At 71.1% G+C, this 26,409-nt stretch carries 17 protein-coding genes and 3 rRNA genes; 3 read left to right on the forward strand and 17 right to left on the reverse strand.

Annotated features, from left to right (window positions below; genetic code table 11):
• Position 1 precedes the first annotated feature (1 nt).
• From murJ to HNR21_RS25525, 8 genes are all read right to left on the reverse strand, one after another.
• Entirely contained in the window at positions 2 to 1,612 is a 1,611-nt protein-coding gene (murJ, locus tag HNR21_RS25490; protein ID WP_312881263.1) for a murein biosynthesis integral membrane protein MurJ, read from the reverse strand.
• On the reverse strand, positions 1,612 to 2,508 hold the full coding sequence (locus HNR21_RS25495) for a hypothetical protein (protein WP_182707199.1): 897 nt from the start codon (positions 2,506 to 2,508) through the stop codon (positions 1,612 to 1,614). The genes murJ and HNR21_RS25495 overlap by 1 nt, the downstream gene beginning before the upstream one ends.
• Positions 2,505 to 3,467 (reverse strand): copper transporter, encoded by a 963-nt coding sequence (locus tag HNR21_RS25500; RefSeq protein ID WP_119730746.1) that lies wholly within the window; start codon positions 3,465 to 3,467, stop codon positions 2,505 to 2,507. The genes HNR21_RS25495 and HNR21_RS25500 overlap by 4 nt, the downstream gene beginning before the upstream one ends.
• A complete protein-coding gene (steA, locus tag HNR21_RS25505; protein WP_182707200.1) occupies positions 3,464 to 4,699 on the reverse strand; it encodes a putative cytokinetic ring protein SteA in 1,236 nt (411 codons plus the stop codon). The genes HNR21_RS25500 and steA overlap by 4 nt, the downstream gene beginning before the upstream one ends.
• A gap of 102 nt (positions 4,700 to 4,801) precedes the next feature.
• Positions 4,802 to 6,514 (reverse strand): DNA repair protein RecN, encoded by a 1,713-nt coding sequence (gene recN / locus HNR21_RS25510; RefSeq protein WP_182708832.1) that lies wholly within the window; start codon positions 6,512 to 6,514, stop codon positions 4,802 to 4,804.
• A 45-nt stretch (positions 6,515 to 6,559) separates the two neighbouring features.
• Positions 6,560 to 7,486 carry an NAD kinase gene (locus HNR21_RS25515; protein WP_119730748.1) on the reverse strand — a complete coding sequence of 309 codons (927 nt, stop codon included), beginning with the start codon at positions 7,484 to 7,486 and terminating at the stop codon, positions 6,560 to 6,562.
• A 70-nt stretch (positions 7,487 to 7,556) separates the two neighbouring features.
• Positions 7,557 to 8,363, reverse strand: a complete 807-nt coding sequence (locus HNR21_RS25520) for a TlyA family RNA methyltransferase (RefSeq protein ID WP_182707201.1) — start codon at positions 8,361 to 8,363, stop codon at positions 7,557 to 7,559.
• A gap of 25 nt (positions 8,364 to 8,388) precedes the next feature.
• Positions 8,389 to 8,805 (reverse strand): hypothetical protein, encoded by a 417-nt coding sequence (locus HNR21_RS25525; RefSeq protein ID WP_182707202.1) that lies wholly within the window; start codon positions 8,803 to 8,805, stop codon positions 8,389 to 8,391.
• Positions 8,806 to 8,893: 88 nt separating this feature from the next.
• On the opposite strand from HNR21_RS25525, the gene HNR21_RS25530 reads away from it, so the two are divergent.
• On the forward strand, positions 8,894 to 9,235 hold the full coding sequence (locus tag HNR21_RS25530) for an SCP2 sterol-binding domain-containing protein (protein WP_119730750.1): 342 nt from the start codon (positions 8,894 to 8,896) through the stop codon (positions 9,233 to 9,235).
• A 16-nt stretch (positions 9,236 to 9,251) separates the two neighbouring features.
• Here the strand turns inward: HNR21_RS25530 and HNR21_RS25535 are convergent, their stop codons facing one another.
• From HNR21_RS25535 to HNR21_RS25545, 3 genes are all read right to left on the reverse strand, one after another.
• Positions 9,252 to 10,313: a glycerophosphodiester phosphodiesterase family protein gene (locus HNR21_RS25535; protein ID WP_182707203.1), complete on the reverse strand. Its 1,062-nt coding sequence runs from the start codon at positions 10,311 to 10,313 to the stop codon at positions 9,252 to 9,254.
• Positions 10,314 to 10,412: 99 nt separating this feature from the next.
• Positions 10,413 to 11,417, reverse strand: a complete 1,005-nt coding sequence (locus HNR21_RS25540; protein ID WP_182707204.1) for an HAD-IIA family hydrolase — start codon at positions 11,415 to 11,417, stop codon at positions 10,413 to 10,415.
• A gap of 118 nt (positions 11,418 to 11,535) precedes the next feature.
• Positions 11,536 to 11,898: a tetratricopeptide repeat protein gene (locus HNR21_RS25545; RefSeq protein WP_119730753.1), complete on the reverse strand. Its 363-nt coding sequence runs from the start codon at positions 11,896 to 11,898 to the stop codon at positions 11,536 to 11,538.
• Positions 11,899 to 12,069: 171 nt separating this feature from the next.
• Here HNR21_RS25545 and HNR21_RS25550 point away from each other — a divergent pair, with 171 nt between their 5' ends.
• Both HNR21_RS25550 and HNR21_RS25555 read left to right on the forward strand, forming a co-directional pair.
• On the forward strand, positions 12,070 to 13,473 hold the full coding sequence (locus HNR21_RS25550; RefSeq protein ID WP_182707205.1) for a DUF1015 domain-containing protein: 1,404 nt from the start codon (positions 12,070 to 12,072) through the stop codon (positions 13,471 to 13,473).
• A 77-nt stretch (positions 13,474 to 13,550) separates the two neighbouring features.
• Positions 13,551 to 14,489: an MBL fold metallo-hydrolase gene (locus tag HNR21_RS25555; RefSeq protein WP_182707206.1), complete on the forward strand. Its 939-nt coding sequence runs from the start codon at positions 13,551 to 13,553 to the stop codon at positions 14,487 to 14,489.
• A 42-nt stretch (positions 14,490 to 14,531) separates the two neighbouring features.
• Here HNR21_RS25555 and HNR21_RS25560 read toward each other — a convergent pair whose 3' ends face one another.
• From HNR21_RS25560 to HNR21_RS25585, 6 genes are all read right to left on the reverse strand, one after another.
• The gene (locus HNR21_RS25560) at positions 14,532 to 15,698 is read right to left on the reverse strand and encodes an alkaline phosphatase PhoX (RefSeq protein WP_182707207.1); all 1,167 of its coding nucleotides are present in this window, start codon (positions 15,696 to 15,698) and stop codon (positions 14,532 to 14,534) included.
• 463 nt (positions 15,699 to 16,161) lie between these two features.
• Positions 16,162 to 17,619 carry a hypothetical protein gene (locus tag HNR21_RS35570; RefSeq protein ID WP_312881264.1) on the reverse strand — a complete coding sequence of 486 codons (1,458 nt, stop codon included), beginning with the start codon at positions 17,617 to 17,619 and terminating at the stop codon, positions 16,162 to 16,164.
• Between the two features lie 1,339 nt (positions 17,620 to 18,958).
• Positions 18,959 to 19,075: ribosomal RNA gene (gene rrf / locus HNR21_RS25570) — 5S ribosomal RNA — on the reverse strand.
• A 192-nt stretch (positions 19,076 to 19,267) separates the two neighbouring features.
• Positions 19,268 to 22,384, reverse strand: a 23S ribosomal RNA gene (locus HNR21_RS25575).
• 448 nt (positions 22,385 to 22,832) lie between these two features.
• Positions 22,833 to 24,349 (reverse strand): 16S ribosomal RNA (locus HNR21_RS25580).
• The 16S, 23S and 5S rRNA genes sit together here, the layout of an rRNA operon.
• Positions 24,350 to 25,566: 1,217 nt before the next feature.
• Positions 25,567 to 26,406, reverse strand: coding sequence for a putative RNA methyltransferase (locus HNR21_RS25585; protein WP_182707208.1), 840 nt, complete (start codon positions 26,404 to 26,406; stop codon positions 25,567 to 25,569).
• Positions 26,407 to 26,409 lie beyond the last annotated feature (3 nt).

The raw sequence follows: 26,409 nt of genomic DNA on the forward strand, positions 1-26,409 counted from the left end.
GTCAAGTTCCTTCACGTGCGACCTTTCGGCTGAGGACGGCGCGCAGATCGCGGCCGTCGAACACGAACGCGACCGCCAGGAACACCGCACCGGCCACCGCCGCCGCCACCGCCGCCGTGACCACGTTGCCGACCTGGCTCCCGGTGCCGATGAACGCGGCGACCCCGTACCCGGCCCCACCGCCCAGCGCCGCCCCGCCCAGCGCCGCCGGCACCGCACGGCCGAACCCGGCCAGCACCCCCCGGCCCCGGGCCCGCACCAGCGCGACCGTCAGCAGCACGCCCGCCACCGTCATCCCGAGGGTGTTGCCGATCCCGAACGCCGCCACCACCCAGTCCCGCGGCACCACGGCCACCAGCGCCACGTCGGCCACCAGCACCGTCGCCCACCCGGCGACCGTCGCCGCGGCCGAGGCCCGGTTCCACCCGCAGGCCAGCAGCACCCGCCCCACGTGCGCCACCAGCCCGTAGCCGAGCAGGCCGGGCGCGAACGCCAGGATCCCGCGCGCCAGCACCTCCGGATGCGTGCCCGGCGCGCTGTCCAGGAAGTACGCGACGGGCACCGCGATCGCCGCCAGCCCCGCCACCCCGGCCCCCGACACCAGCAGCACCGCCCGCGTGGTGGAGGCGGTGACGGCGTCGAACCCCTCCCGGTCCCCGGCCCGCGCCGACAGCACCGGGAACGCGCTGGTGGCGATCGGCACCGCCAGGATCGCCCACGGCAGCAGGTACACCGCCCAGGCGTAGCCGTAGTCGGCCAGCGCCCCGGGCGTGCCCCGCCAGCTCAGCACGATCACCGCGAGGGTGGCGACCTGCTGGGCGGCGACCGTCGACAGCCCCGCCGCGGCCAGCGACCGCACCCGGGCGGCCACCCCCGGCGGGAACCGCAGCGCCGGCCGCAACCGCAGCCGCAGCGGCCACGCCGCCACCACGGCGGTGCCGACCAGCGCCACCACCCCCAGCGTGGTGCCCACCGACAGGACCAGCTCGGCCGCCCTCGGCAGCCCGGCCAGATCACCGCGGTGATCGGCGCCCCACGGCACGAACAGCAGGTACGCGCCCATCACCACGATGCTCGACACCAGCGGCGCCAGCGCCGGGCCGGTGAACCGCCGGTGCGCCTGCAGCACCCCGTACAGCACGACGGCCAGCCCGTACAGCACCACCTGCGGGGCGAACACCGCCAGCATGTCGGCGCCGACCGCGATCGCGTCCGGCACCGAGCAGCCCTGCGCGTCGCCGGGGACCAGCAGCGCCATCACCGGCCCGGCGGCCAGCGCGATCACCGCCGACAGCGGCAGCAGCACCAGCACCACCCAGGTCAGCATCGCCGAGGCGGTACGGCGGACGTGCTCGCGCTCGCCGCGTTCGACCGGCCCGGCCAGCACCGGGACCACCATCCCGGCCAGCGCGCCGCCCGCGACGATCTCGAACACGATGGTGGGGATCATGTTGGCGGCGTTGTAGACCTGCCCCACGCACTGCGCCGTGACGGTCTGCGAGAACACCACCGTCCGGCCGAACCCCGCCAGGCGGGCCAGCACCGTCAGCACGCCGATCAGGACGGCCGCACCCGCCAGACCCCGGGTGAGCCACTGCACCGTGTCGTTCACTAGGCGGTTTCGGCGACCTCGCCGGCCGTCGGCTGTGCGGGCGGCGGTGCGGCGGGCGGACGGCGCCCGAGCATGTCCAGCCGGTTCAGGACCGGGTTGCCCGCGATGACCTTGGTGAAGCTGACGAACTCGCTGGCGGCGTTCAGCCCGACCAGGCCGGCCAGCACCGCCAGCCGGGGGCCGCGCGGCAACCGGGCGGCGGCCAGCCCGAGCAGCGCGCCGAGCGCGTTGGCGCCCGCGTCGCCGAGCATCGCCCGTTCGCCCAGATCCTCCGGCAGCAGCGCGACCGCGGCCCCGAGCGGCGCGGCGACCACCGCGGCCTGCGCCGGGCCGGTGGCCGCCAGCGGAGCGCCGGCCAGCAGGCCGACCTTGATCGCCCGGCCGGGCCGCAGGTCGAACAGGTTCATCAGGTTGGCGGCGGCGGCCACCACCGCCCCGCCGGTCACCGCGTCGAACGCCCGGCCCGCCGCGGTCGGCGCCGGCGACCCGGCGACCGCGGCGGCGGCCAGCCCGGTCGCCCCGATGCCGAGGATCTTGACCGCCCCGCTGGTGACCTCGCCGCGCGCCAGCGCCCCCAGATGCCCCTTGAAGCCCCGCGAGGACGCCGAGCCCGCCAGGTCGTCGTAGGCGCCGAGCACCCCGGCGCCCGTCCCGGCCAGCAGCGCGGCGGCCCGCACCCGGCCGGGCAGCCCGGGGACCGCCAGGCCCCCGGCCACCGCCCCGGCCACGAACGCCGGCCCCTCCAGCAGGGTGACCGGCTCGCCCCGGTGGTTGGTGCGGCCCCAGACCTCCTCGCCGTCGCGCCCGCCCACGCCGGGCGGGCGGCGGGTCAGCGCGGTGTAGGCGGCGCGGGCGGCGACGGCGCCCAGCAGGCCGCCGACGATCAGTGTCTTCATCCGTTGCCCCCCGGAAGCGGGCCGGGGGTGGGCAGGTAGGCGCGGGCGCCCTCGCCGGTGCCGTAGTGCCCGGCCTTCCCGGCGAGCTGCTCGGCCAGCGCCAGCACGGTGACGACCTGCCCGGAGGACTGGTCGATGGTGTCGACCGAGGACACCCGCTCGCCGGTGTCGGACTCGCGCAGCGCCGCGATCAGCCCGCCGTCGGCGACCGCGGTGGTCGGGCCGGCCAGCACGCCGCCGCGCCCGGCCGCGTCCAGCGCCCGCGTCAGCGACAGCAGCGCCTGGTTGTCGGTGTCGGCCCCGTCCTGCTGGTACGGGGAGGAGGGTGCGACCATGACGGCGAGTGTCGCATGCTGGGTGGGCCGGCCGCTGACGGTCACGAAACCCGCCGACTTGAACGCCTCCAGCGTCGCCTTGCCGGAGGCGTCGTCGCGCAGCGCCTTGGCCGGGTCGTCGGTCAGCAGCGCGGCGGCCAGCACCTGGGCGGCCTTGTCGTACGGCCCGGCGCCCTCGGGGAACGTCATGTCGGCGGGCTTGAGCTGCTCGGCCAGCTGGTCGAGGGTGGCGGCCTGGTCGTCGTCGAGGAACTTCTTCTGCACGGTGACCCGGCCGGTGACGGTCGCCCCGGCGGACTTCTCGCCCAGCAGCTCGGCGATCTTGTTGAGGCTGTCGGAGCCGGCGCCGGGGGTCTCCACCAGCACCACCGACTGGTTCTTCAGCCGGCCGGCCAGCACGTGCGGGCCGACCGTGGCGGCGAACTGCTCCTCGCCCTCCACCTGGGTCAGCAGCTCGCGCTGGCGGTTGCGCAGCTCCTCGTTGCGCTTGCCGGTGGCCTCGGCCTCCTTCTTCAGGGTGCCCAGCAGCGGGTCCGACAGCGCGGTGGCCCCCAGCACGAGCCCGACCGCCAGCGACAGGAAGATCGCGACGATGGAGACGAGGTGATAGCGGAAGTCGATCACGTGAACAGTCCGGTCAGCCAGAAGAGGAAGGCGTGCCAGCGCTCGGCCAGCAGGGGCAGGATCACTTCCCCGATGGGCGAGACCAGCACCGCGACGGTCATGGCGATGAACGCGCCGAACACCAGCAGCAGCAGCGACCAGCCGGAGATCCGGCTGCGGTACAGCCGGGACACGCCCTTGGCGTCCACCAGCTTGCTGCCCACCCGCAGCCGGGTCAGGAACGTGCTGGACATCCCGGCCCGCCCCTTGTCGAGGAACTCGACCATGTTGGCGTGCGTGCCGACCGCGACGATCAGGCTGGCGCCCTTGTCGTCGGCCAGCAGCATCGCGATGTCCTCGCTGGTGGCGGTGGCCGGGAACACCACCGCGTCCAGGCCCATGTCCTGCAGCCGGGCCAGGCCGGGCGCGCGGCCGTCCCGGTAGGCGTGCACCACCAGCTCGGCCCCGCAGGTCAGCGCCTCGTCGGAGACCGAGTCCATGTCACCGACGATCATGTCGGGCTTGTAGCCGGCCTCCAGCAGCGCGTCCGCCCCGCCGTCCACCCCGATCAGCACCGGCCGGTACTCGCGGATGTAGGGGCGCAGCGTGGCGATGTCCTCGCGGTAGTGGTAGCCGCGCACCACGATCAGCGCGTGCCGCCCCTCCAGGTCGGTGGCCACGTCCGGGACGCCGACCCCGTCGATGAGCAGCTCGCGTTCGCGCCGCATGTACTCCAGGGTGTTGACGACGAACGCCTCGAGCTGGTTGGACAGCCCCGCCTTGGCGGCGGTCAGCGACTCGGTCACCGTCTCGGGGGTCTGCTCGGTGCCCTTGGCGATCACCTCGTCGCCGCGGTAGACCACGCCCTCGTGCACCCGGACCTGCTCGCCCTCGGTGAGCCGGGTGAAGATCTCCGGGCCCACGTCGTCGACCAGCGGGATGCCGGCCTCCAGCAGGATCTGCGGCCCCAGGTTGGGGTAACGGCCGGAGATGCTGGGGGCGGCGTTGACCACCGCGCCGACCCGGCAGGACACCAGGGCCTCGGCGCTGACCCGGTCCAGGTCCACATGGTCGATCACCGCGACCTCGCCGGGCTGCAGCCGCTTGGTGAGCCTCTTGGTGCGGCGGTCCAGCCGGACCTCGGCCCGCACCCCCGGCCGGTCGTCGTCCTTGGCCAGGCCGAGCACGCGCCGCGAGAGCCGCCGTTGGACGGTGCGGGCGCGCCGGACGGCGAGCGAAGGCCTTTCGTTCATCACCTGTCATCCTGCCAGAGCGCGGGAGGGTACCGAGTGAAAGACGAACGGACGCGCGTGTCCGTTCGCGCACGCTCGGTTACCGGCCAGGGCCGGCCGGGCTCAGCCCGCGCCCTGCCGATCCTGCGCGGCCAGCTCCAGCAGCTCCTCGGCGTGCGCGCGGCCCAGCTCGGAGTCCTCCAGCCCGGCCAGCATCCGCGACAGCTCCCGGACCCGGGCCTCGCCGTCCAGGACGGTGACGCCGCTGCGGGTGACCGAGCCGTCGTCGGACTTGGCCACCAGCAGGTGCCGGTCGGCGAACGCGGCGACCTGCGGCAGATGGGTGACCACGATCACCTGGGCGCTGCGGGCCAGCCGGGCCAGCCGGCGGCCGATCTCCACCGCCGCCTTGCCGCCGACCCCGGCGTCGACCTCGTCGAACACGAACGTCGGGACCGGGTCGGCGCCGGCGAACACCACCTCGATGGCCAGCATCACCCGCGACAGCTCACCGCCGGAGGCGCCCTTGTTCAGCGGCAGCGGCGGCGCGCCCGGGTGCGCCACCAGCCGCAGCTCCACCTCGTCGGCCCCGTACGGCCCGAACTCCTCGGTCGGGGTGACGTTCACCACGATCCGGGCGTGCGGCATCGCCAGCGCGGTCAGCTCCTCGGTGACCGCCGCCGAGAACCGCTCGGCGGCCCGGGTGCGGATCGCGGTGAGCTCGGCGGCCAGCTCCCGCAGCCGCTCGGTCAGCTCGGCGTGCTCGGCGCGCAGCTCCTCGATGCGCTCGTCGTCGCCCTCCAGCTCGGCCAGCCGCGCCGCCGACCGCTGCGCCCAGGCCAGCACCTCGTCGACGCTGTCGCCGTACTTGCGGGTCAGCCCGGCCAGCTCGGCGCGGCGCTCCTGCACCGCCGCCAGCCGCACCGGGTCGGCCTCCACCGACTCGGCGTAGGCGGCCAGCTCGGTGGCCACGTCGGAGATCAGGTAGCCGGCCTCGGCGAGCCGGTCGGCGAGCTGGCCCAGGGTGTCGTCGTGGCCGCGCACGCCGTCCAGCGCGACGCGCGCCGTGCCCAGCAGGCTCATCACGTCGGCGGGGGTGACCGCGGGGGCGTCCGGGTCGCCCAGCAGCGCCTCGTGCGCGGTGGTGGCGGCGGTGCGCAGCGTGTCGGCGTGGCCCAGCCGTTCGGCCTCGGCGGCCAGCTCGGCGTCCTCGCCCGCCTTGGGCTCGGCCTTCTCGATCTCCTCCAGGCCGAACCGGAGCATGTCGGCCTCCTGGGCGCGCTCGCGGGCCCGGGTGGTCAGCTCCTCCAGCAGCGCCGTCACCTGGCGGTGCCGCTGGTAGGCGGCGGTGTACGCGCGCAGCGGCTTGGCCAGGGCGTCCCCGGCGTACCGGTCGAGGGCGGCGCGCTGGCGGCCGGGCTGCAGCAGCCGCTGCTGGTCGGACTGGCCGTGCACGGCCACCAGGTCGTCGGCCAGCGTCAGCAGCGTGCTGACCGGCACCGACCGGCCGCCCAGATGGGCCCGCGAGCGGCCCTCGGCGGACACCGACCGGGTGATGATCAGGGTGTCCTCGTCCAGTTCGGCGCCGGCCTCGGCGACCCGGGCGGCCACCCGGCCCGTGGGGTCCACCACGATCCGGCCCTCCACGGTGGCGCGGGCCGCGCCCGGCCGCACCCGCTGCGGGTCGGCGCGCCCGCCGAACAGCAGCCCGAGGCTGGTCACCACCATGGTCTTGCCGGCGCCGGTCTCGCCGGTGACCACGTTGAACCCCGGGGACAGGTCCAGGACGGCCTCGTCGATCACGCCAAGGCCCTGGATCCGTACCTCCTCGACCATCGGCCGCACGAGCGTCACACCCTCTCCTTGGTCGACGGCCAGAGATTATCCCCCGGCCGGGCCGCCCGCATCGCCCGCGCCGGGCCGGGCCCGGCCCCGCCAGCCGGTCACCGGGAGGCCGAACTTGGTCACCAGCCGGTCGGTGAACGGGGTCCGGTGCAGTCTGGCCAGTTTGACCGGGATCGCGCCGTGGCGCACCTCCACCCGGGCGCCGGGCGGCAGGCCCACCGTCCTCCTCCCATCGCACCACAGAACCGCCCGCGGGGTGTCGGGCAGCACCTCGATCGCCACCACCGACCGCGGGGAGACCGCCATCGGGCGGGCGAACAGGGCGTGCGCGCTGATCGGGACCACCAGCATCGCCTCCACCTCCGGCCACACCACCGGGCCGCCGGCGGAGAACGCGTACGCGGTCGAGCCGGTGGGGGTGGCGCACACCACACCGTCGCAGCCCCAGTGCGACAGGGGACGGCCGTCGATCTCGACGACCACCTCCAGCATCCGCTCGCGTTCGGCCTTCTCCACGGTGGCCTCGTTGAGCGCCCAGGTGGTGGCGGCGACCTCGCCGTTGCGGTGCACGATCACGTCGATGGTCATGCGCTCCTCGACGTGGTAGCGGCGCTCGACGACCCGTTCGACGGTGGAGGTCAGGTCGTCGCGCTCGGCCTCGGCGAGGAAGCCGACATGGCCGAGGTTGACGCCGAGCATCGGGGTCCCCGACGCGCGGGCCAGGTCGGCGGCGCGCAGGATGGTGCCGTCGCCGCCGAGCACCATCACCAGCTCGGCGTCCTCGGCGGCGGCCGCGGAGACCGGCACCACCTGCACCCCCGAGCAGTGCAGGTCGGGCGCCTCCTCGTCGAGCACCCGCACCTCGATGCCGGCCTTGCTGAGCCGCTCGATCACCAGGGCGGCGCTGCGGCACGCCTCCGGCCGCCCGGTGTGCGCCACCACCAGCACCGACCGGCCGCTCATCGCGGGCCCTCCGGGCGGTCGTCGGTCATGGGAGCCCGGCCCCCTCTCCTGCCGGTGTCGCGCCGGCCCATCAGGACGGTCCCTCGGTGATCGCGCGCTCCAGGTCGGCCTCGTCCAGCGGCGGTGCCCCTGCCCGCATCCACAGGAAGTACTCGACGTTGCCGGAGGGACCGGGCAGCGGGCTGGCGGTCACCCCGGCGACGCCCAGGCCCAGCGCGGCGGCGTGCCCGGCGACGTCGCGGACGGCCTCGGCGCGCAGCGCGGGATCGCGGACGACCCCGCCGGCCCCCACCCGTTCCCTGCCGACCTCGAACTGCGGTTTGACCATCAGCACGAAGTCGGCGTCCGGGGCGGCGCACGCCCGCAGCGGCGCCAGCACCAGCCGCAGCGAGATGAACGACAGGTCTCCCACCACCAGGTCCGGGGGTTCTCCGGGCAGTTGTACGGGCGTCAGGTCGCGGACGTTCACCCGCTCCAGCACGGTGACCCGCTCGTCGGTGCGCAGCGGCCAGGCGAGCTGTCCGTAGCCGACGTCGACGGCGACCACATGGGCGGCGCCGGCGCGCAGCAGCACGTCGGTGAACCCTCCGGTGGAGGCGCCGGCGTCCAGGCAGCGGCGCCCCTCGACCTTGAGGGCGGTGAACGCCCTGAGCGCCCCGGCGAGCTTGTGGCCGCCGCGGGAGACGTACTCCGGCTCGGCGCCGGCGGCCTCCACCACGATCGCGGCGGTCGGCTCCACCTGGGTGGCGGCCTTGGCGGCGGTGCGCCCGCCGACCCGCACCCGGCCCTCCTCGATCAGCTCGCGGGCCTGCTCGCGGGACCGGGCGAGCTTGCGCCGCACCAGCTCCGCGTCCAGCCGCCGCCTCGTCACCGGCATCGTGCCGCCTCCCGGTGCCCTCCCGTCATGCTCCGCCCCGATGGACGTGCCCGGGCCGGGGAGGAAGGATGCCCGGACCGGGCGGCCGCGGCACCGGCGGCGCCTCCTGGTCCACGGAGGTCAGGACGTCCTGCAGGCCGCGGTGGACCTCCTCGAAGACCTCCACGTGGTCGGCCACCGGCAGCCCGGCCAGCCCCGCCAGCCGGCCGAGCGCGGCGTCGACCCGCTCGTCGCCGGTCGGCTCCGGCGGGGGCACCGTGCCCAGCGCCGCCACCACCGCGCCCGCCGGCACGGCCCGCGGCGCCTGCGGGGCCTGCGGAGCCGGTGCGACCTGCGGAGCCTCGGGGGTCTGGGGGGCGGCCGGTGCGGGGCGCCAGGTCCCGTCCTCGGCCACTCCCGGGGCCGTCGCGCCGGGCGCGTCCGCCGGGGGTTCGCCGGACATGTGCCTCCTCCACGTCGCGTTCACGTCGTGATGAACGCTACCGTCCTGAGGCGACATCCTTGGCGACCGATGGGGGAACGGCCTGACCATGGCGAACGAGGAGGAGTGCCGGGCGGCGCTGGACCTGATCCGCACCCGGCTGGGCGCCGTCGATCCCGAGCGCTTCGCCGACCACGTGGTGGAACGCACGATCGTGTGCCGCGTCCCGGACCTGGGACTGGCCTGGCGGTCCCGGATCCACGCGGGCGGCCTGGACCCGTTCGAGATCACCGCCGACACGGGCGACGGGCAGGTCCGGGTGACGGTGGGCAGCGACGACCTGGTGGCGCTGGCCAAGGACGAGCTGCACGCCGGCCGGGCGTGGGCGACCGGCCGGCTCAAGATCGAGGCGAGCTTCCGCGACCTGCTGCGGCTGCGCAGGCTGCTGTGATCGGCGGACCGGGGTCTCAGCGGGCCCGGTAACCCTTGGGCGGTTTGAGGCTCCGTTCGGCCATGACGTCGCGCAGCCGGTCGGGGTAGTCGGTGATGATGCCGTCCACGCCGTCGTCGATCAGCTTGTGCATGGTGGGCTCGTCGTTGATCGTCCACGGGATCACCTTCAGGCCCATCCGGTGGGCCCGCTCGACCATGTCCCGCGTCACGTACGGCCGGTAGTCGGGGTCGGTGACCTTGCCGTTCTGCGGGAAGCCGTGCACCGGGGAGAACGCCGACGCCCCGAACGACCTCACCGCGCGCAGCGGGTCGCCGCCGAAGTCGTCGATGTCCAGCCCGCCCAGCCACGGCGACGCACCGGGCCGCCCGGTCTGCAGGAAGTCGTAGTTGGTGAGCGCCACCAGCGGCAGCCGCGGCTCGACCTGCCGCATCCGCATCAGCGCGCCCCAGTCGAAGCTCTGGACGGTGACCTGCCGCAGCAGCCGCGCCTTGCGGACCTCGTTCACGGTGACCTGGACGAACTGCTCGCGCGGGGCGGTCTCGTGCGGCGCGCCCGCCTCGACCTTGGTCTCGACGTTCAGCTTCACCCCGTACGCCCGGTAGCGGTGGACGAGCGCGAACACCTCGCTCAGCAGCGCCATCTTCTCGCCCGGCACCGCCCGCTGGCCGGGGTGGGCGGGCATCATCGTCGAGCCGCAGTCCATGGTGCGGACCTGCGCGAGGGTCAGGGTGTGGACGTACTTGCCCACGTAGGGGAACTCCGGGTCGCCCGGGAAGGCGGGCGCGGTGTCCTTGCAGGTGCGGTTGCTGATGCGGCGGTCGTGGGTGACGACGGCCTGACGGTCCTCGGTGATCTGCACGTCCAGCTCGAGGGTGCTGACCCCCAGCTCGAGGGCGTTGGCGAACGCCGGGACCGTGCTCTCGACCACCAGCCCCATACCCCCGCGGTGGGCCTGCAGGTCGAACGCCTTGCGATGCCGGTCGTGGTCGGGCTCGGCCGTGGCGGGCCGGGCGGCGACGGTGCCCAGCGTGAGCGCGGCGGCGACGGCCAGCGCGACCTGGCGCCATCTGTTCATCGGATGCGTTCCCTTCGAGCGTCCGGACGATCTCGTCCGGACGACGCTGCGGGACGCATCCTGCGATCAGGCGTGCGCCAGGTGAGGACCCGGCGAACCTCAGGTGAGGTCGAGCCGTTCCAGCGCGCGGGCGACGGCCTTGGCGTCGGCGGGCTCGCCGGTGCGCCAGGCCGCGCCGCACAGGGCGCGCAGCCCGTCCCAGGGGTCGCCCTCGCCGGTCAGCTCGATCTCGCCGCCGGCCCGGCGGGCGGTCCAGCCGCCGCAGTGGTGGCCGTCGCCGTCCGCGCGTACCGGGGGATGCGGAACGAGCAGCCCGCCCAGGTCGGCCGACAGGTAGGTGGGGCGGTGCCGGGGTTCCGCGGTCAGCACGGTCAGCGGGTCGGTGACGCCGGTGAACACCAGCAGGCTGTCGGCGCCGCCGTTGTGCGCGCCCTCGATGTCGGTGTCCAGCCGGTCCCCCACGATGAGCGGGGCGCGGGCATCGGTCCGGATGATCGACTCGTGGTGCAGGGGGCGTTCGGGCTTGCCGGTGACGATCGGGTCCACCCCGGTCGCCGCCCTGATCACCTGCATGAGCGAGCCGTTGCCGGGCCTGGGCGGGCCGTCCCCGCCGGGGATGGTCAGGTCTCCGTTGGAGGCGACGAACAGCGCCCCCTGCGCCACCGCCTGGGCGCCCTGGGCGATGAGCCCGTACGACAGGTTCGGGTCGTAGCCCTGGACGACGGCGGCGGGACGTTCGGCGGCGGTGGACACCGGCACCAGGCCCTGGGCGTACAGCGCGTGCCGCAGTCCCATCCCGCCGACGACCAGCACCCTGGACCCGGCGGGCAGCCGTTCGGCCAGCAGCCGCGCCGCCGCCTGCGCGCTGGTGACCACGTCGCCGGCGTCGGCGGGCACCCCCATGCCGGTGAGCAGCGCCGCCACCGCGCCGGGCGTCCGCGAGGCGTTGTTGGTGACGAACGCCAGGCGCTGCCCGGCGGCGCGCGCCTTGGCCAGCGCCTCCGGCGCGCCCGGCACGGGGCGGTGTCCCACGTACACCACCCCGTCGAGATCGAGCAGCGCGACGTCGTACGCCTCGCTCAGTGGACGGTCGCACCCGCGCACGTCGATGGCCCCTTCCCTCGTACCGTGCCGCTCATCGTCCCGGGTCCGCGGCCCGGTCGTCCTCCCCCGTACGTGGGAGTCCAGTGGTGATCGTAGGCGCCGCCGCACGGGGCCGGGGTCAGCGGCGGGCCTCCAGGGTGGCCCGCACGTGCCGCAGGGCCTTGGTGTAGTCCTTGTTCTCCGGCCGCATCGCCACGGCCAGCGCCAGATGCTCCACGGCCTGCTCGAAGTCGCCGAGCCTGGACAGCGACAGGCCCAGCCCGAACAGCGCGTAGTCCTCGGCCGGGTTCTCCTGCACGATCCAGCGGAAGCTGTCGGCCGCCTCGGCGAACCGCCGCGCCCCGTACTGGGCGCGGGCCAGCGCCTCCCTGATGCTCCGCGACGACGGCTCCGCGTCGGCCGCCCGCTGCAGCAGCTGCACCGCCGCCGCCGGGCTGCCCGAGCCCAGCAGGGCCATGCCGCGGGTGTACCACTCGTACACGCCGCCGCTGGGCTCCGCACCGTTCCAATCCCCGCTCGGGTCGGGGGTCCGACGTTCTTCGCCGGGGGAATCCTCCGGTCCCTGTGCTCCTTGTATGTGCATATGGACCTCCCCTCCGACCCTGCTTTCGACCGTACCCGGTCGCCGGACTCGGCCGTCTCTCCCATTACCATGCCCACAGTGGACGCCGATCTCCCCTTTGGTACGGCCTCGGACGGTTCGCCCCCGGATGTCCGAGGGCTGGAGCTGATCCCCTTCCGGGGGGTGCGGTTCGCGCCGGAGGCGGTGGGCGACCTGGCGGCGGTGACGTGCCCGCCGTACGACCTGATCGATCCCGAGGAGGTCCGGCGGCTGGCCGCCGGCGACGGCCACAACGTGGTGCGGCTGACCCTGCCGACCGGCGAGGACGGCTACCGCCGCGCCGCCGAGACCCTGCGCCGCTGGCTGGCCGAGGGCGTCCTGATCGCCGACCCCGAACCCGCCCTGTACGTGTACGAGACCGTCGCGACCGACGGGACCCTGCTGCGCGGCGTGATCGGCGCGGTCGGCCTGCGCTCCGAGTCCGACCGGGTCATCCTCCCCCACGAGGACGTCTTCCCGGGCCCCGTCCGGGACCGCCTCGCCCTGATGACCGCCACCCGCGCCAACCTGGAGCCCATCTTCCTCATCTACGAGGGCCCCGCCGGCCGCTCCCCTGAGGAACCGGGCCACGGCCCCGCCTCCATCGGCCAAGACGCCTCCGTCATCGCCGGAGGACCCTTCGCCGGGGCAGATGAGGCCGATCCCGGGGCGGTGGTGGACGAGATCGCGGAGACCCGGCGTCCGGTGGTGGAGTTCCGGGCAGACGACGGAACGCTTCACCGGCTGTGGCGGGTGGGCGATCCGGCGGTGCAGGAGCGGATCGCGGCCGGGTTGCGCGGCAGGCGGGCGATGATCGCCGACGGGCATCACCGGTACGCGACCTACCGGGCGTTGCAGGAGCGCCGTCACGCGGCCGGAGACGGACCGGGGCCCTGGGACTACGGGCTGGCGCTGCTGGTGGACTCGCGGCGCCACCCGCCGCGGCTCGGCGCGATCCACCGGGTGCTGCCCGGACTGCCCCCGCGCGACGCGGTGGAACGCGCCGCCAAGGCGTTCGCCGTACGCGAGATGCCGGACCTGGAGTCCGGGACGGCGGCGCTGGCCGGCGCCGGCGGCCCGGCGTTCCTGCTCGGCGGCGCGGACGGGCTGTGGCTGCTGACCGACCCGGACGCCGGCCTGTTGGACCAGGCGATGCCGGCCGGGCGTTCCCCGCGGTGGCGGCGGCTGGACACCGCGGTGCTCGACACGCTGCTGATCGACCGGCTGTGGGGCGTGCCGGCCGACGAGCGCACCGTCGAGGTCGTGCACGAGGACCCGGCGGCCGCCCTGCACCGCGCCCGGCGCTCCGGCGGCACCGCGGTGATCATGAACCCGCCCGCGGTCGCCGACGTGCTGGCGGTGGCCGCCGAAGGCGAACGGGTGCCCCGCAAGTCCACCTCGTTCGGGCCCAAGCCGCGGACCGGGCTGGTGATGCGGCTGCTGGACCTGGGATGACGTTCCCGATCTACGATGAACCCGGGCCGGAGCCGGTCATCGGCCCCTGGTGAAGGTCATGCGAACGGAGCCGCGCGATGAGCACCGACAGCCCGATCACCCCGCTGGGGAACGAGGTCTACGAGATCGACACGCGGATGGCCGGGTACTCCGGGATCACGGCCGGCTATCTCATCCGGTCCGACCGGCCGTGCCTGGTCGAGCCCGGCACCAGCGGATCCGCGCCGAACGTCCGGCGGGCGCTGGACGAGCTGGGGATCGGCCCGCAGGACCTGGCCACCGTGGTCGTGACGCACATCCACCTGGACCACGCGGGCGGGGTCGGCGACATCGCCCGCATGTACCCGAACGCCGAGATCGTCGTCCACGAGAAGGGCGCGCGGCACCTGGCCGACCCGTCCCGGCTGATGCGCAGCGCCCGCATGGTGTACGGGGACATGCTCGACACGCTGTTCGGGGAGCTCAAGCCGACCGAGGCGACCCGGATCAGGGCCGTGGAGGAGACCGGGGTGATCGACCTGGGCGGCGGCCGGCGGCTGGAGTCCCACTACTCCCCCGGCCACGCCAAGCACCACGTCGGGCTGCTCGACTCCCTCACCGGCGACCTGTACGTGGGGGACGCGGCGGGCGTCTACATCCCCGAGACCGCCGACGTGCGCCCGGCGACGCCGCCCCCGGACTTCGACCTGGACACGGCGCTGGCGTCGCTGGACAAGTTCCGGGCGCTGGGCGCGCAGCGGCTGCTGTTCGCCCACTACGGCCCGGTGGACGCGGTGGACGAGACGCTGGAACGGTCCGCCGAGGAGCTGCGGATCTGGGTGGACGCGGTCCGCGACGCCCACGAGGCGGGCATGGACCTCGACCACGCGGTCGCCGCGGTCAAGGAGCGCACCGCCGGGCGGTACAAGGCGTTCGGCCCGGACGCCGACCCGGAGCTGGAGGAGAAGTACGAGGTCCTCAGCAGCGCGGTCAGCAACGTCTCCGGGATCATCCACTCCCTGAGCAGGCACGCCTGAACCCGCGGTCGTTCTCGCGGGTCCAGGCGCGGGCCGCCCGGCTCAGCGGCGGAACGGCCCGGTGACCTCGTAGGTGTAGCCGTCGGTGCCTCCGGCGAAGCCGCTGGTGCCGCGCTGGGAGGAGAAGTACAGCCGGGTCCCGTCCGGTGAGAAGGCGGGCCCGGTGATCTCCGACTCGTCGTGCCCCAGCACCCGCAGGAACGGCGTCACCACCCCGTCGGGAGTGATCAGATTGATCTCCATGTTGCCGCCGTCCTCGGCCACGTACAGGTCGCCGGTCCGCGCGCCGGTGATGTTGTCCACGCCGGTCAGCGGCGCCTCGCCGGTCACCAGGTCGTCGTCGTAGGCCAGTGCCAGCGTGGACGTCGCGGCGTCGTACGCCCAGACCCGCCCGTCGCCCTTGGTGGTGAAGTAGCAGACGTTCCCGGTGTAGTAGCAGCCCTCGCCGCCGTTGAAGCGCATCGCCCCGTCCACCTGGTGCCGGGTGGGCGTGACCCAGACCCGCGGGCTGGGCACCCGCTGCCAGGTGACCTTCCCCGTGCCCGACCCGACGAGGACCTCCAGCGTCCCGCTCGACAGGTCGCCCCAGGTGTCGGGACGGAACCGGTAGAAGCAGCCGTCCTCCTCGTCCTCGGTCAGGTAGACCACCCGGCGCACCGGGTCGCAGGCCGCCGCCTCGTGCGTGAACCGCCCCAGGGCCGGCCGCTGCACCGCCGACCTGCCGCCCTGCGGGTACGTCTCGTACACGATGCCGAGGTCGTACTCCTCGCACGACAGCCACGTCCCCCACGGGGTCGCGCCGCCGGCGCAGTTCATCGTGGTCCCGTTGAGGATCCGGTACGCGTCGACGACGTTCCCCGAGGCGTCGAACCGAACGGCCGAGGCCCCGCCCACCAGCGGCACCTCGGAGTTGCTGACGTAGATCCACCCGTCCCCGGCAGGGAAGCACGCCCCGCCGTCCGGAGCCGGATGCCACGTGTACCGGGTCCCCGGCACGCGCTGCATGGACCGCGCGATCACCCGGCTGGTGAACCCCTCCGGCAACTGGATCCCGTTCGCGTCGGCCGCCCGCAGCGGCCCGTACGGCCCCACCCCGGGTTGCGCCGGCTCCGCGAAGGCCCGCTGCCACAGCGCTCCGGAAAAGGCGGCCGTCCCCCCGGCGATGGCCGTACCCCGCAAGAACGCACGTCGCTTCAGCTCGATCGGCATGGCCCTCCTCACCCCATGACGGACAGGATCAGACCGAGCCGATCACCGACGAATGACACCGCCCGCGCCGCCCGGCCATGCCCCGGTGAATATCGTGAAAATTCCTCACGACGTCAACCCCTCAGTCGGATCCCGCCGCCTTCGGACGCGGTCACCGCGCCAGGCGCCCTCGGCCGGTGCCCTGGAGGCAAGGCGCCCTGCGGGACCCGTCGGACACGCCTGGGACTGTCGTCAAAGTGCCGGCAGCACTTCGGTCGGCTGCGGTTCGGTTGCCCGCCGACCCCGACGGCATCGGCCAGGGGCCGAGCACATGGCGGCGAGCCGGGAAACACGCGGACGCCGCATGACCGCTTCGACGACGAGCCCTGGATCAGCAGGGCGTACCACCGCCGAGGGCCGGCCCAAGTCCGTGGTCATGGATCGGGCGGGCAGGCCGGCGCCTCGGCCTCACCGCTCTCGGAGGTCAGTCCGCCCGTGGCGCATCGCCGTCCGGCCGCTGATCATCGACGTCCTCCGGTCCGCCGGGCCCGGAAGCCGAGGGAGTCTCCTGAACCTCCTGGGCGGACGGCGGCGCCACGAACTCCAGACTGAACGGGTTCGCAGGAGGAGCCCCGGCCGGGCCGGCTTCGAGACTCGATCCCTCCACCCCCTCGGCACGGGCCGAAGGCTCGTCCGGCTTCGGCTCGCCTTCAAGGGCCGACTCCGCAACGGCATCCCCGGCGGAACCCGAAGACCTCTCAACGGCCTCGCCCGGCTCCGATGCGGGTGGAACGCCCTCAGCGGAGACCGAGGAGTCCGTCACGCTCTCGCCTGGAGCGGCTTCGGCGGCCGATACGACGGGAGCACCCTCAACAGAGACCGAGGATCCCTCCACGGTCCCTTCCAACTCCGAGGCGGATCCACGGGCCGATTCCGCAGGAGCACCCTCAACGGAGACCGAGGAGTCCGTCACGGCCTCGCCCGGAGCGGCTTCGGGAGCCGATGCAGCGGGGACGCCCTCGGCGGAGACCGAGGATCCCTCCACGGTCCCTTCCAACTCCGAGGCGGATCCACGGGCCGATTCCGCAGGAGCACCCTCAACGGAGACCGAGGAGTCCGTCACGCTCTCGCCCGGAGCGGCTTCGGCGGCCGACGCGGCGGGAGCGCCCTCGGCGGAGACCGAGGGTCCCTCCACGACCTCGTCCGGCTCTGAGGCGGATCCGAGAACCGACCCCGCGAGGGCGTCCTCGGCGGAGATCGAGGGTTCCCCCCCGATCTCGTCCTCGAGGTCGATGATCTCCAGACCCTCGAGTTCGGCGTAACGCTCGGGGGCGTCGGTCACGCCGTCGCGGTCGGCCGCCGCCGAGCGGGCGAACCACTCGACGGCCTCCTTCTCGCGGCCGGCGTCCAGCAGCGCATCGGCGTACGCGTAGAACAGCCGGGCCGACCAGGGCCGCAGCTGCTTGTCGCGGAGTTCGGGGATCTGCAGCGTCACCACCGCGGCGTCGTGCTGCCCCAGGTCGCGGCGGGCCCCCGACTCGACGATGCGCAGCTCGACGCGGTCGGCCTGGTCGAGGCGGCGGGCGGCGGGGGACTTGGCCAGGTCCAGCGCCCGTTCGGGACGGCCCAGGCCGCGTTCGCAGTCGGCGAGGATCGGCAGGTACGCCTCCTCGGTGTTGCGCAGCCGGCGGGCGGCGCGCAGTTCCGCCAGCGCGTCGGCCCACTCGCCGGCGTGGTAGGCGGCCAGCCCGGCGGCCTCCCGGACGATGCCGACCCGCGAGGCGAGCCGGCGGGCGGCGCGCGCATGCTGGTACGCGACGTCCGGCTCCTCGTCGATCAGCCGCCCGGCCATCACCAGGTGGCGGGCGACCTTCGTCGCCAGGTCCCTGGGCAGGGTGCGCAGCTCGGCGCGCGCCTCGGCATCGAGCTCGTCACCGGTCACGTCCTCGGGAAGCTCCGGCCCCTCCGGCACGCGCGCCGGACGTTCCCGCCGCTCCTCACGACCCTCCCGGCGCGGCCCGCCGCCCGGCCGGCCCGCGCCGCGTCCCGGACCGCCGGACCGGCCGCCGCGGTCCTCCCGCCTGCCGGACCGACGCTCGTCCCGGGAGAACGGTCTGCCCTCGCCCGAACGGCGCTGGGGGCGCCCGCCACTGGGACGGGTGCCCTCCGGCGCCCCTTCCTCACCACCGGCGTACCGCTCCCGCTCACGCCGATCGTTCCGCGGCCCCGCCGAACGGTCGCGCTCCTTACCGCGCCCACCGGCGGACCCGGGCGAACGATCCTGCGACCAACGTCCCTTCCCGGAGGGACGGAACGGCCGCCCTTCACCCCGTTCACCCGACGCCGGGGCGCGCCCCGGCCCACCGGACCGGGACGGCCGCCCCTCAGAGCCACGGCGTTCCTCAGACCGCTCCCGATCCTCACCGCGATTCCAGCCCTGCCGATCCCCGGCAGGCCGGCCGCCGCCGGAACCGCCGCGACGAGCCTTCCAGGAGCCGGCCGATCCCCCCTGGGACTTCCCGCCCCGGTTCCACCGCTCTCCGCCCCTGGCTTCGTTCGAGCGCGGCCCGCCGTCACCGCCACGTCCTCGTGGGAACGACTTCCCCTGGCCTCCAGAGGCGTTCCGGTACCCGCCGTCGCCCTGGCCGCCGCCACGCCGCTCGCGATTCCCGTCGCCGCGACGATCCTCTTCCGCGCTCATCACGTCCGTCACTGTCATCATCGTGGTCTGCAGGAACCCTCCCAGCTTATTGGCCCCCGACCCCCGCCCGCGCCGCCCCGCTCCAGAAGATCACCGGCTCCCCCGCCCACTTCCGAATCCCCTCCGCCAAGGCCCACCCCGCAACGGATCACCACCGACACAACCGAACACCAAACCCCACCCTCAACACCGCCATCCCCGACCGGCGAGGAGATCTGACCCCCACCGCACGAATCCGCCCCGGAAACACCCCACCAGCCGCGCCGACACACTGCCCCTCGGCCGAGCGGAGATCCGGAGCCCGCCGGAAACAACACCGGCCCCGGCCAGTCGTCGGCGGGCAACGCCGCCCCGTCCAGCCGGTCCCTGAACACACAAAAAAGCCCAGTTCCTTCGAGGACTTGAATCCTCGAGGAAACCGGGCCCTCAACACCCGTCCCACGCCATCCATCCACACCCTCCTGGTGGAAAGCTCCTCGAAGGAAGGCCCCGGGACGGGGGGCCGGGGGATGCGAAAAGGGCCCGGCCCCCCGGCGAAGACGAAGCCTTCGCGGGGCCGGGCCCTTTTCGGTGGTTGTTGTTCCGGCGGTGTCCTACTCTCCCACACGGTCTCCCGTGCAGTACCATCGGCGCTGGAGGGCTTAACTACCGGGTTCGGAATGAGACCGGGTGTTTCCCCTCCGCCATGACCACCGGAACGCCTCACCCCGGCCGTGCCAGGCACGGCGGGAAACCCGTGGCGTTCCAGCACCCCCCAGAGGGGGTGGTGGACGCGTTATTCAGTTACCAACAACCTACCAACAACCGCGGCCGACAAAGGGCCGGCGGGGTGCGGGGGTTGTTTTCTGTGAACCGCACAGGGACGCGAACATCCACGCTGCAACAGTGGTGTGTTAAGCCGCTCGGCCTATTAGTACCGGTCCACTCCACACCTTACGATGCTTCCATGCCCGGCCTATCAACCCAGTCGTCTCCTGGGGGCCTTACCCCCACACAGGGGGAGGGAGACCTCATCTCGAGGAAGGCTTCCCGCTTAGATGCTTTCAGCGGTTATCCTGACCGAACGTAGCCAACCAGCCATGCCCCTGGCGGGACAACTGGCACACCAGAGGTTCGTCCGTCCCGGTCCTCTCGTACTAGGGACAGACCCTCTCAAGTCTCCTACGCGCGCAGCGGATAGGGACCGAACTGTCTCGCGACGTTCTAAACCCAGCTCGCGTGCCGCTTTAATGGGCGAACAGCCCAACCCTTGGGACCTACTCCAGCCCCAGGATGCGACGAGCCGACATCGAGGTGCCAAACCATCCCGTCGATATGGACTCTTGGGGAAGATCAGCCTGTTATCCCCGGGGTACCTTTTAGCCGTTGAGCGACATCCCTTCCACACGGAGATGCCGGATCACTAGGCCCTGCTTTCGCACCTGCTCGACATGTCTGTCTCACAGTCAAGCTCCCTTGTGCCCTTGCACTCAACACCTGATGACCAACCAGGCTGAGGGAACCTTTGGGCGCCTCCGTTACCCTTTAGGAGGCAACCGCCCCAGTTAAACTACCCACCAGGCACTGTCCCCCACCCGGATTCACGGGCGCGGGTTAGACGCTCGAAACGACCAGAGTGGTATTTCACCAACGACTCCACCCCCACTAGCGTGGCGGCTTCACAGTCTCCCACCTATCCTACACAAGACGCTCCCAACGCCAATACCAAGCTGTAGTGAAGGTCCCGGGGTCTTTCCGTCCTGCTGCGCGAAACGAGCATCTTTACTCGTACTGCAATTTCGCCGGGCCTGTGGTTGAGACAGCGGGGAAGTCGTTACGCCATTCGTGCAGGTCGGAACTTACCCGACAAGGAATTTCGCTACCTTAGGATGGTTATAGTTACCACCGCCGTTTACCGGCGCTTAGATTCTCACCTTCACCCCCACGAGGAGGGTTGAGCGGTCCTCTTAACGTTCCGGCACCGGGCAGGCGTCAGTCCGTATACAGCGTCTTACGACTTCGCACGGACCTGTGTTTTTAGTAAACAGTCGCTTCCCCCTGGCCACTGCGACCACCCCCAGCTCCCACCGCAAGGGCGTTCACCAGGCGTGGCCCCCCTTCTCCCAAAGTTACGGGGGCAATTTGCCGAGTTCCTTAACCACAGTTCACCCGATCGCCTCGGTATTCTCTACCTGACCACCTGAGTCGGTTTGGGGTACGGGCCGCCGGCACACTCGCTAGAGGCTTTTCTCGGCAGCATGGGATCACTCACTTCACCTAAAACGGCTCGGCATCACATCTCACCCTCATGGACCGCGGATTTGCCTACGATCCGGGCTACCTGCTTACCCCAGGTCGACCATCGCCTGGGCTGAGCTACCCTCCTGCGTCACCCCATCGCTTACCTACTACCCCCTCGGGCCCCAGCCTCCCCGCAAGACACCCGGTCCGAAGACCGGGCGGCGGTTCGGGTGGTTAGCATCAGGAGGTTCGGTATGGGCGCGTACCAGCGGGTACGGGAATATCAACCCGTTGTCCATCGACTACGCCTCACGGCCTCGCCTTAGGTCCCGACTTACCCTGGGCGGATCAGCCTGCCCCAGGAACCCTTGGTCATCCGGCGCACACGTTTCTCACGTGTGAATCGCTACTCATGCCTGCATTCTCACTCCCACAGCCTCCACCACTCGATCACTCGGCGGCTTCACCGGCTGCAGGACGCTCCCCTACCCACCAACACCTCAAGTGTCAGTGCCACGGCTTCGGCGGTGTGCTTGAGCCCCGCTACATTGTCGGCGCGGAATCACTTGACCAGTGAGCTATTACGCACTCTTTCAAGGATGGCTGCTTCTAAGCCAACCTCCTGGTTGTCACGGCAACTCCACATCCTTTACCACTTAGCACACGCTTAGGGGCCTTAGCCGATGATCTGGGCTGTTTCCCTCTCGACTACGAAGCTTATCCCCCGCAGTCTCACTGCCGCGCTCTCACTTACCGGCATTCGGAGTTTGGCTGACTTCGGTAACCCGGTGAGGCCCCTAGGCCATCCAGTAGCTCTACCTCCGGCAAGAAACACACGACGCTGCACCTAAATGCATTTCGGGGAGAACCAGCTATCACGGAGTTTGATTGGCCTTTCACCCCTAACCACAGGTCATCCCCCAGGTTTTCAACCCTGGTGGGTTCGGGCCTCCACACCGTCTTACCGGCGCTTCACCCTGCCCATGGCTAGATCACCCCGCTTCGGGTCTACAGCATGCGACTCATACGCCCTCTTCAGACTCGCTTTCGCTACGGCTACCCCACACGGGTTAACCTCGCCACACACCATAACTCGCAGGCTCATTCTTCAAAAGGCACGCCATCACCAACCACAACCCCCGAAGAGGCCGCGGCCTGCGGCTCTGACGGCTTGTAGGCACACGGTTTCAGGTACTCTTTCACGACCCCTCACCGGGGCACTTTTCACCTTTCCCTCACGGTACTGGTCCGCTATCGGTCATCGGGAAGTATTCAGCCTTACCACGTGGTCGTGGCAGATTCACACGAGATTTCACGGGCCCCGTGCTACTCGGGAACACACCCAGAAGCCACCAGAGTTTCGCCTACCGGACTCTCACCGTCTACGGTCGGCCATCCCAAGCCGTTCGACTACCCCAGCGGTTTATCACTCCTTGCCGGCATGGCAGCACCGGCCGGATGGTCCCACAACCCCGCACACGCAACCCCTGCCAGGTATCACACGCGCACGGTTTAGGCTCCTCCGCTTTCGCTCACCACTACTCACGGAATCACATATTGTTTTCTCTTCCAGCGGGTACTGAGATGTTTCACTTCCCCGCGTTCCCACCACCGCCCTATACATTCAGGCGGCAGCGACACCCCATGACAGGTGCCAGGTTACCCCATTCGGAAATCCCCGGATCACAGCCTGGTTGCCGGCTCCCCGAGGCATATCGCAGGCTCCCACGTCCTTCATCGGCTCCCGATGCCAAGGCATCCACCGTATGCCCTTAACAACTTAACAAACCTACAGCGATCAAAGATGCTCGCGTCCACTATGCAGTTCACAAAAAACAACCGGACAACCACACCACACCCGAACACACACGCCCGGGAGGGGCCGTGGCCCCGCAGCCCAGAGAAAACAACCCCCCGACCTCCCAAAGGAGACCAGGAGAGGGTCCGTTTCCTCAGGACCCAACAGTGTGTCCAACCCACCCGAACCCCACACCCGGAGGTTCCACACCCCGGCCCCCGAAGGAGCCCGGCCCCCACAGTGAAGCGGAGACCATCCACCAGCACAGCTGGGGATGCGGGCAGTACTGACCAGGACGGCGGTCCCGGCAGGTTGAGTAGCCAGTGCTCCACGGTTCTATGAGCTCCGGTCCCGCAGCGCGTTCGGCTGCGAAGGACCGACTCTGGACCCAGCCCTTCCTTCTTTGAAGGAACGGGCGGGCCAGGGTGCTCCTTAGAAAGGAGGTGATCCAGCCGCACCTTCCGGTACGGCTACCTTGTTACGACTTCGTCCCAATCGCCGGCCCCACCTTCGACCGCTCCCCCCCACGAAGGGTTGGGCCACGGGCTTCGGGTGTTGCCGACTTTCGTGACGTGACGGGCGGTGTGTACAAGGCCCGGGAACGTATTCACCGCAGCGTTGCTGATCTGCGATTACTAGCGACTCCGACTTCACGAAGTCGAGTTGCAGACTTCGATCCGAACTGAGACCGGCTTTTAGGGATTCGCTCCACCTCACGGTATCGCAGCCCTCTGTACCGGCCATTGTAGCATGTTTGCAGCCCAAGACATAAGGGGCATGATGACTTGACGTCATCCCCACCTTCCTCCGAGTTGACCCCGGCGGTCTCCCATGAGTCCCCACCATCACGTGCTGGCAACATGGAACGAGGGTTGCGCTCGTTGCGGGACTTAACCCAACATCTCACGACACGAGCTGACGACAGCCATGCACCACCTGTCACCCGCCCCCGAAGGGACCCCACATCTCTGCAGGTAAACGGGTGATGTCAAGCCTTGGTAAGGTTCTTCGCGTTGCGTCGAATTAAGCAACATGCTCCGCCGCTTGTGCGGGCCCCCGTCAATTCCTTTGAGTTTTAGCCTTGCGGCCGTACTCCCCAGGCGGGGCGCTTAATGCGTTAGCTACGGCGCGGAGCCCGTGGAAGAACCCCACACCTAGCGCCCAACGTTTACGGCGTGGACTACCAGGGTATCTAATCCTGTTCGCTCCCCACGCTTTCGCTCCTCAGCGTCAGAACAGGCCCAGAGAACCGCCTTCGCCACCGGTGTTCCTCCCGATATCTGCGCATTTCACCGCTACACCGGGAATTCCGTTCTCCCCTACCTGCCTCTAGCCTGCCCGTATCCACCGCAGACCCACGGTTGAGCCGTGGGCTTTCACGACGGACGCGACAGGCCGCCTACGAGCTCTTTACGCCCAATAATTCCGGACAACGCTTGCGCCCTACGTATTACCGCGGCTGCTGGCACGTAGTTAGCCGGCGCTTCTTCTGCACCTACCGTCCAGGTTCGTCGGTGCTGAAAGAGGTTTACAACCCGAAGGCCTTCATCCCCCACGCGGCGTCGCTGCGTCAGGCTTCCGCCCATTGCGCAATATTCCCCACTGCTGCCTCCCGTAGGAGTCTGGGCCGTGTCTCAGTCCCAGTGTGGCCGGTCGCCCTCTCAGGCCGGCTACCCGTCGTCGCCTTGGTAGGCCATCACCCCACCAACAAGCTGATAGGCCGCGAGCCCATCCCCGACCGAAAAAACTTTCCACCACCACCCATGCGAGCAGTGGTCATATCCGGTATTAGACCCGGTTTCCCAGGCTTATCCCAGAGTCGGGGGCAGGTTACTCACGTGTTACTCACCCGTTCGCCGCTCGAGTACCCCCGAAGGGGCCTTTCCGCTCGACTTGCATGTGTTAAGCACGCCGCCAGCGTTCGTCCTGAGCCAGGATCAAACTCTCCATCAAGGTCACACCCACCACCCCCAACAGGAGGCAGCGGAAACCCAGAATGGGAACAAATCCCAGCACGCACACCCCACATCAGGGGCGTGCTGCCTCAAAGAAATCCTCTTGACGAGGACAACAACCCCCACAGGGGCTGTCACAAGGCACTGGCTTTTAACACACTGTTGAGTTCTCAAGAAACGGACACCCACCCCAGAACACCCACCCCACCAGGCAGGCACCCCGCAGGGGCAACCCTTCTAACTTACCCGACCCCGACCCGATGTCAAACCCTCTCACGAGAGCTCTCCCACCACGTCCTGGATCAGGCCCCGCACACCACCGCCACCCACAGGCCGAACAGCCTGCCGAAGCGTTGATTCACGGGCTTGCCCTCGGGCCGGCCGCCTCCCCGGCGTCCTGCATCCCTTCCGGGCGACCCTCCCAGCATACCCCGCCGAACCCTGTGATCCGAACGATTTACCCGGGACGGTGTCCCCGGGGCCGACCGCCTCCCGGCGTTCCGCATCCCTCGGGGCAGGAAAGACTTTAGACAGTGGGCGGCAAGCCGTCAAACCGCCGCCGACCGCCTTGCAACGCCGCTGCTCAAGGGCCTATTCCGCTCTTCTCCGTGGTGGCACGAAGGCGCCTGTCAGTCGTCGTCGTGCCGATCGTGGGAGCCCGCGGGCACGGCACGGATAAGGGCTGCCCGCCGAACTACGGTGCTCTCCTCGTGGCCGACATCTCACCGTCGCCAAGGTCGCCCCTGGCAGTCGAGTCGGTTATGGGAACTCCTTGACCTCTCTTGGTCTCATTGAGGGCTTCCGGGCATCAGTGGCTCAAGTCACACCGGGGTCTACGGCTGCATTGGCCGGAGCAGAGTCGGGGATCTGTGGCAACGCCGCATAGGTGGAGAGCCGGGACTGGAGGGCGGCTTGTGACCGGCGTCTCTACGAACGGCGTAGCGGAAGTGCGGCTGCAGTGCCAGGGTCTGTCGTCAAAGCGCTCCTGATGGCGTCGGCCGGCTGAGCGGAGGCGACCCGACCGTTCGTGTGGTCGGCATCGTTCGGCGAGGCGATCAGTACGCGCAGACGTCGGCGCGCGCATCGCGGCCAGCTCGCCGTGATCAGCTCCGCCACCGTCAACAACGCTCGTGATCAATACACCTAGGACGGTGGTCGCTGTCCTGCGGGCCTTGTGCGGCCGGCTGTCCTCGAGGGGCGGACTGGTGACGGGGGTCAGGGGGCGGGGCGGTAGGTCGTGATGGAGACCGACAGGGGGATCGTGAGTGGGGTGGGGAGCTTGGCCAGTCTGGTGTGCAGGTCGTGGGCGGGGATGTGGTGGGCGCTGGGGCCCATGGCGACGAGGGTGAGGACCTCGTCGTGGTCGAGGGTGACCTCGGTGTCGAGGGATTCTGTGGTCAGTGGGGTGAAGTGGGCGCCCAGGGCGCGGTCGGTGCGCTCGCGTTTGCGGTCATCGACTTTGAGCAGGCCCAGGTCCGGGATGAGGCGGCCCAGGTGGCGGGAGGTCGGGGTGACGACGTGGAGAAGGCCGCCGGGGGTGAGGACGCGGCGGTACTCGGGGCCGTTGCGGGGGGCGAAGACGTTGATGATCGCGTCGACGGCGGACGTTCGGATCGGCAGGGGGCGCCACAGGTCGGCGACGACCGCGCCGATGTGCGGGTGGGCGCGGGCGGCGCGGCGCAGGGCGTGCTTGGAGGCGTCGACGGCCAGGCCGACCGCGTCCGGGGAACGGTCGAGCAGGCGGGCCAGGTAGTAGCCCGTTCCGGCGCCGGCGTCCAGGATCCGAGCGGCGGGCGGCAGCGTGGCCGTCGCCTGTGCGGCGAGCGCGTCCGCCAGGGGCGCGAAGTGGCCCGCGCCGAGGAACGCCTCCCGGGAACGGATCATCTCCGGGGTGTCGGCCGTGCCGATCCGGGCGTCACCGGTGAGCAGGTTGACGTAGCCCTGCCGGGCGATGTCGAAGCTGTGCCCCGACGCGCACCGCAGGGCCCGTTCCCGCCGTGCCAGCCCTTCCCCGCAGACGGGGCAGGCCAGCAGGTCCAGTACCTCGGTCAGCACGGG

Origin of the sequence: Thermomonospora cellulosilytica (genome assembly GCF_014138835.1) — a bacterium.
GTDB lineage: Bacteria > Actinomycetota > Actinomycetes > Streptosporangiales > Streptosporangiaceae > Thermomonospora > Thermomonospora amylolytica.

What these genes read in the sequence shown, in the direction of transcription:
- HNR21_RS25495 (WP_182707199.1), bottom strand. Translation starts at nt 2,508, where the DNA reads ATGAAGACACTGATCGTCGGCGGCCTGCTGGGCGCCGTCGCCGCCCGC.
- steA (WP_182707200.1), bottom strand. Translation starts at nt 4,699, where the DNA reads ATGAACGAAAGGCCTTCGCTCGCCGTCCGGCGCGCCCGCACCGTCCAA.
- recN (WP_182708832.1), bottom strand. Translation starts at nt 6,514, where the DNA reads ATGGTCGAGGAGGTACGGATCCAGGGCCTTGGCGTGATCGACGAGGCC.
- HNR21_RS25515 (WP_119730748.1), bottom strand. Translation starts at nt 7,486, where the DNA reads ATGAGCGGCCGGTCGGTGCTGGTGGTGGCGCACACCGGGCGGCCGGAG.
- HNR21_RS25520 (WP_182707201.1), bottom strand. Translation starts at nt 8,363, where the DNA reads ATGCCGGTGACGAGGCGGCGGCTGGACGCGGAGCTGGTGCGGCGCAAG.
- HNR21_RS25525 (WP_182707202.1), bottom strand. Translation starts at nt 8,805, where the DNA reads ATGTCCGGCGAACCCCCGGCGGACGCGCCCGGCGCGACGGCCCCGGGA.
- HNR21_RS25530 (WP_119730750.1), top strand. Translation starts at nt 8,894, where the DNA reads ATGGCGAACGAGGAGGAGTGCCGGGCGGCGCTGGACCTGATCCGCACC.
- HNR21_RS25535 (WP_182707203.1), bottom strand. Translation starts at nt 10,313, where the DNA reads ATGAACAGATGGCGCCAGGTCGCGCTGGCCGTCGCCGCCGCGCTCACG.
- HNR21_RS25550 (WP_182707205.1), top strand. Translation starts at nt 12,070, where the DNA reads ATGCCCACAGTGGACGCCGATCTCCCCTTTGGTACGGCCTCGGACGGT.
- HNR21_RS25555 (WP_182707206.1), top strand. Translation starts at nt 13,551, where the DNA reads ATGAGCACCGACAGCCCGATCACCCCGCTGGGGAACGAGGTCTACGAG.
- HNR21_RS25560 (WP_182707207.1), bottom strand. Translation starts at nt 15,698, where the DNA reads ATGCCGATCGAGCTGAAGCGACGTGCGTTCTTGCGGGGTACGGCCATC.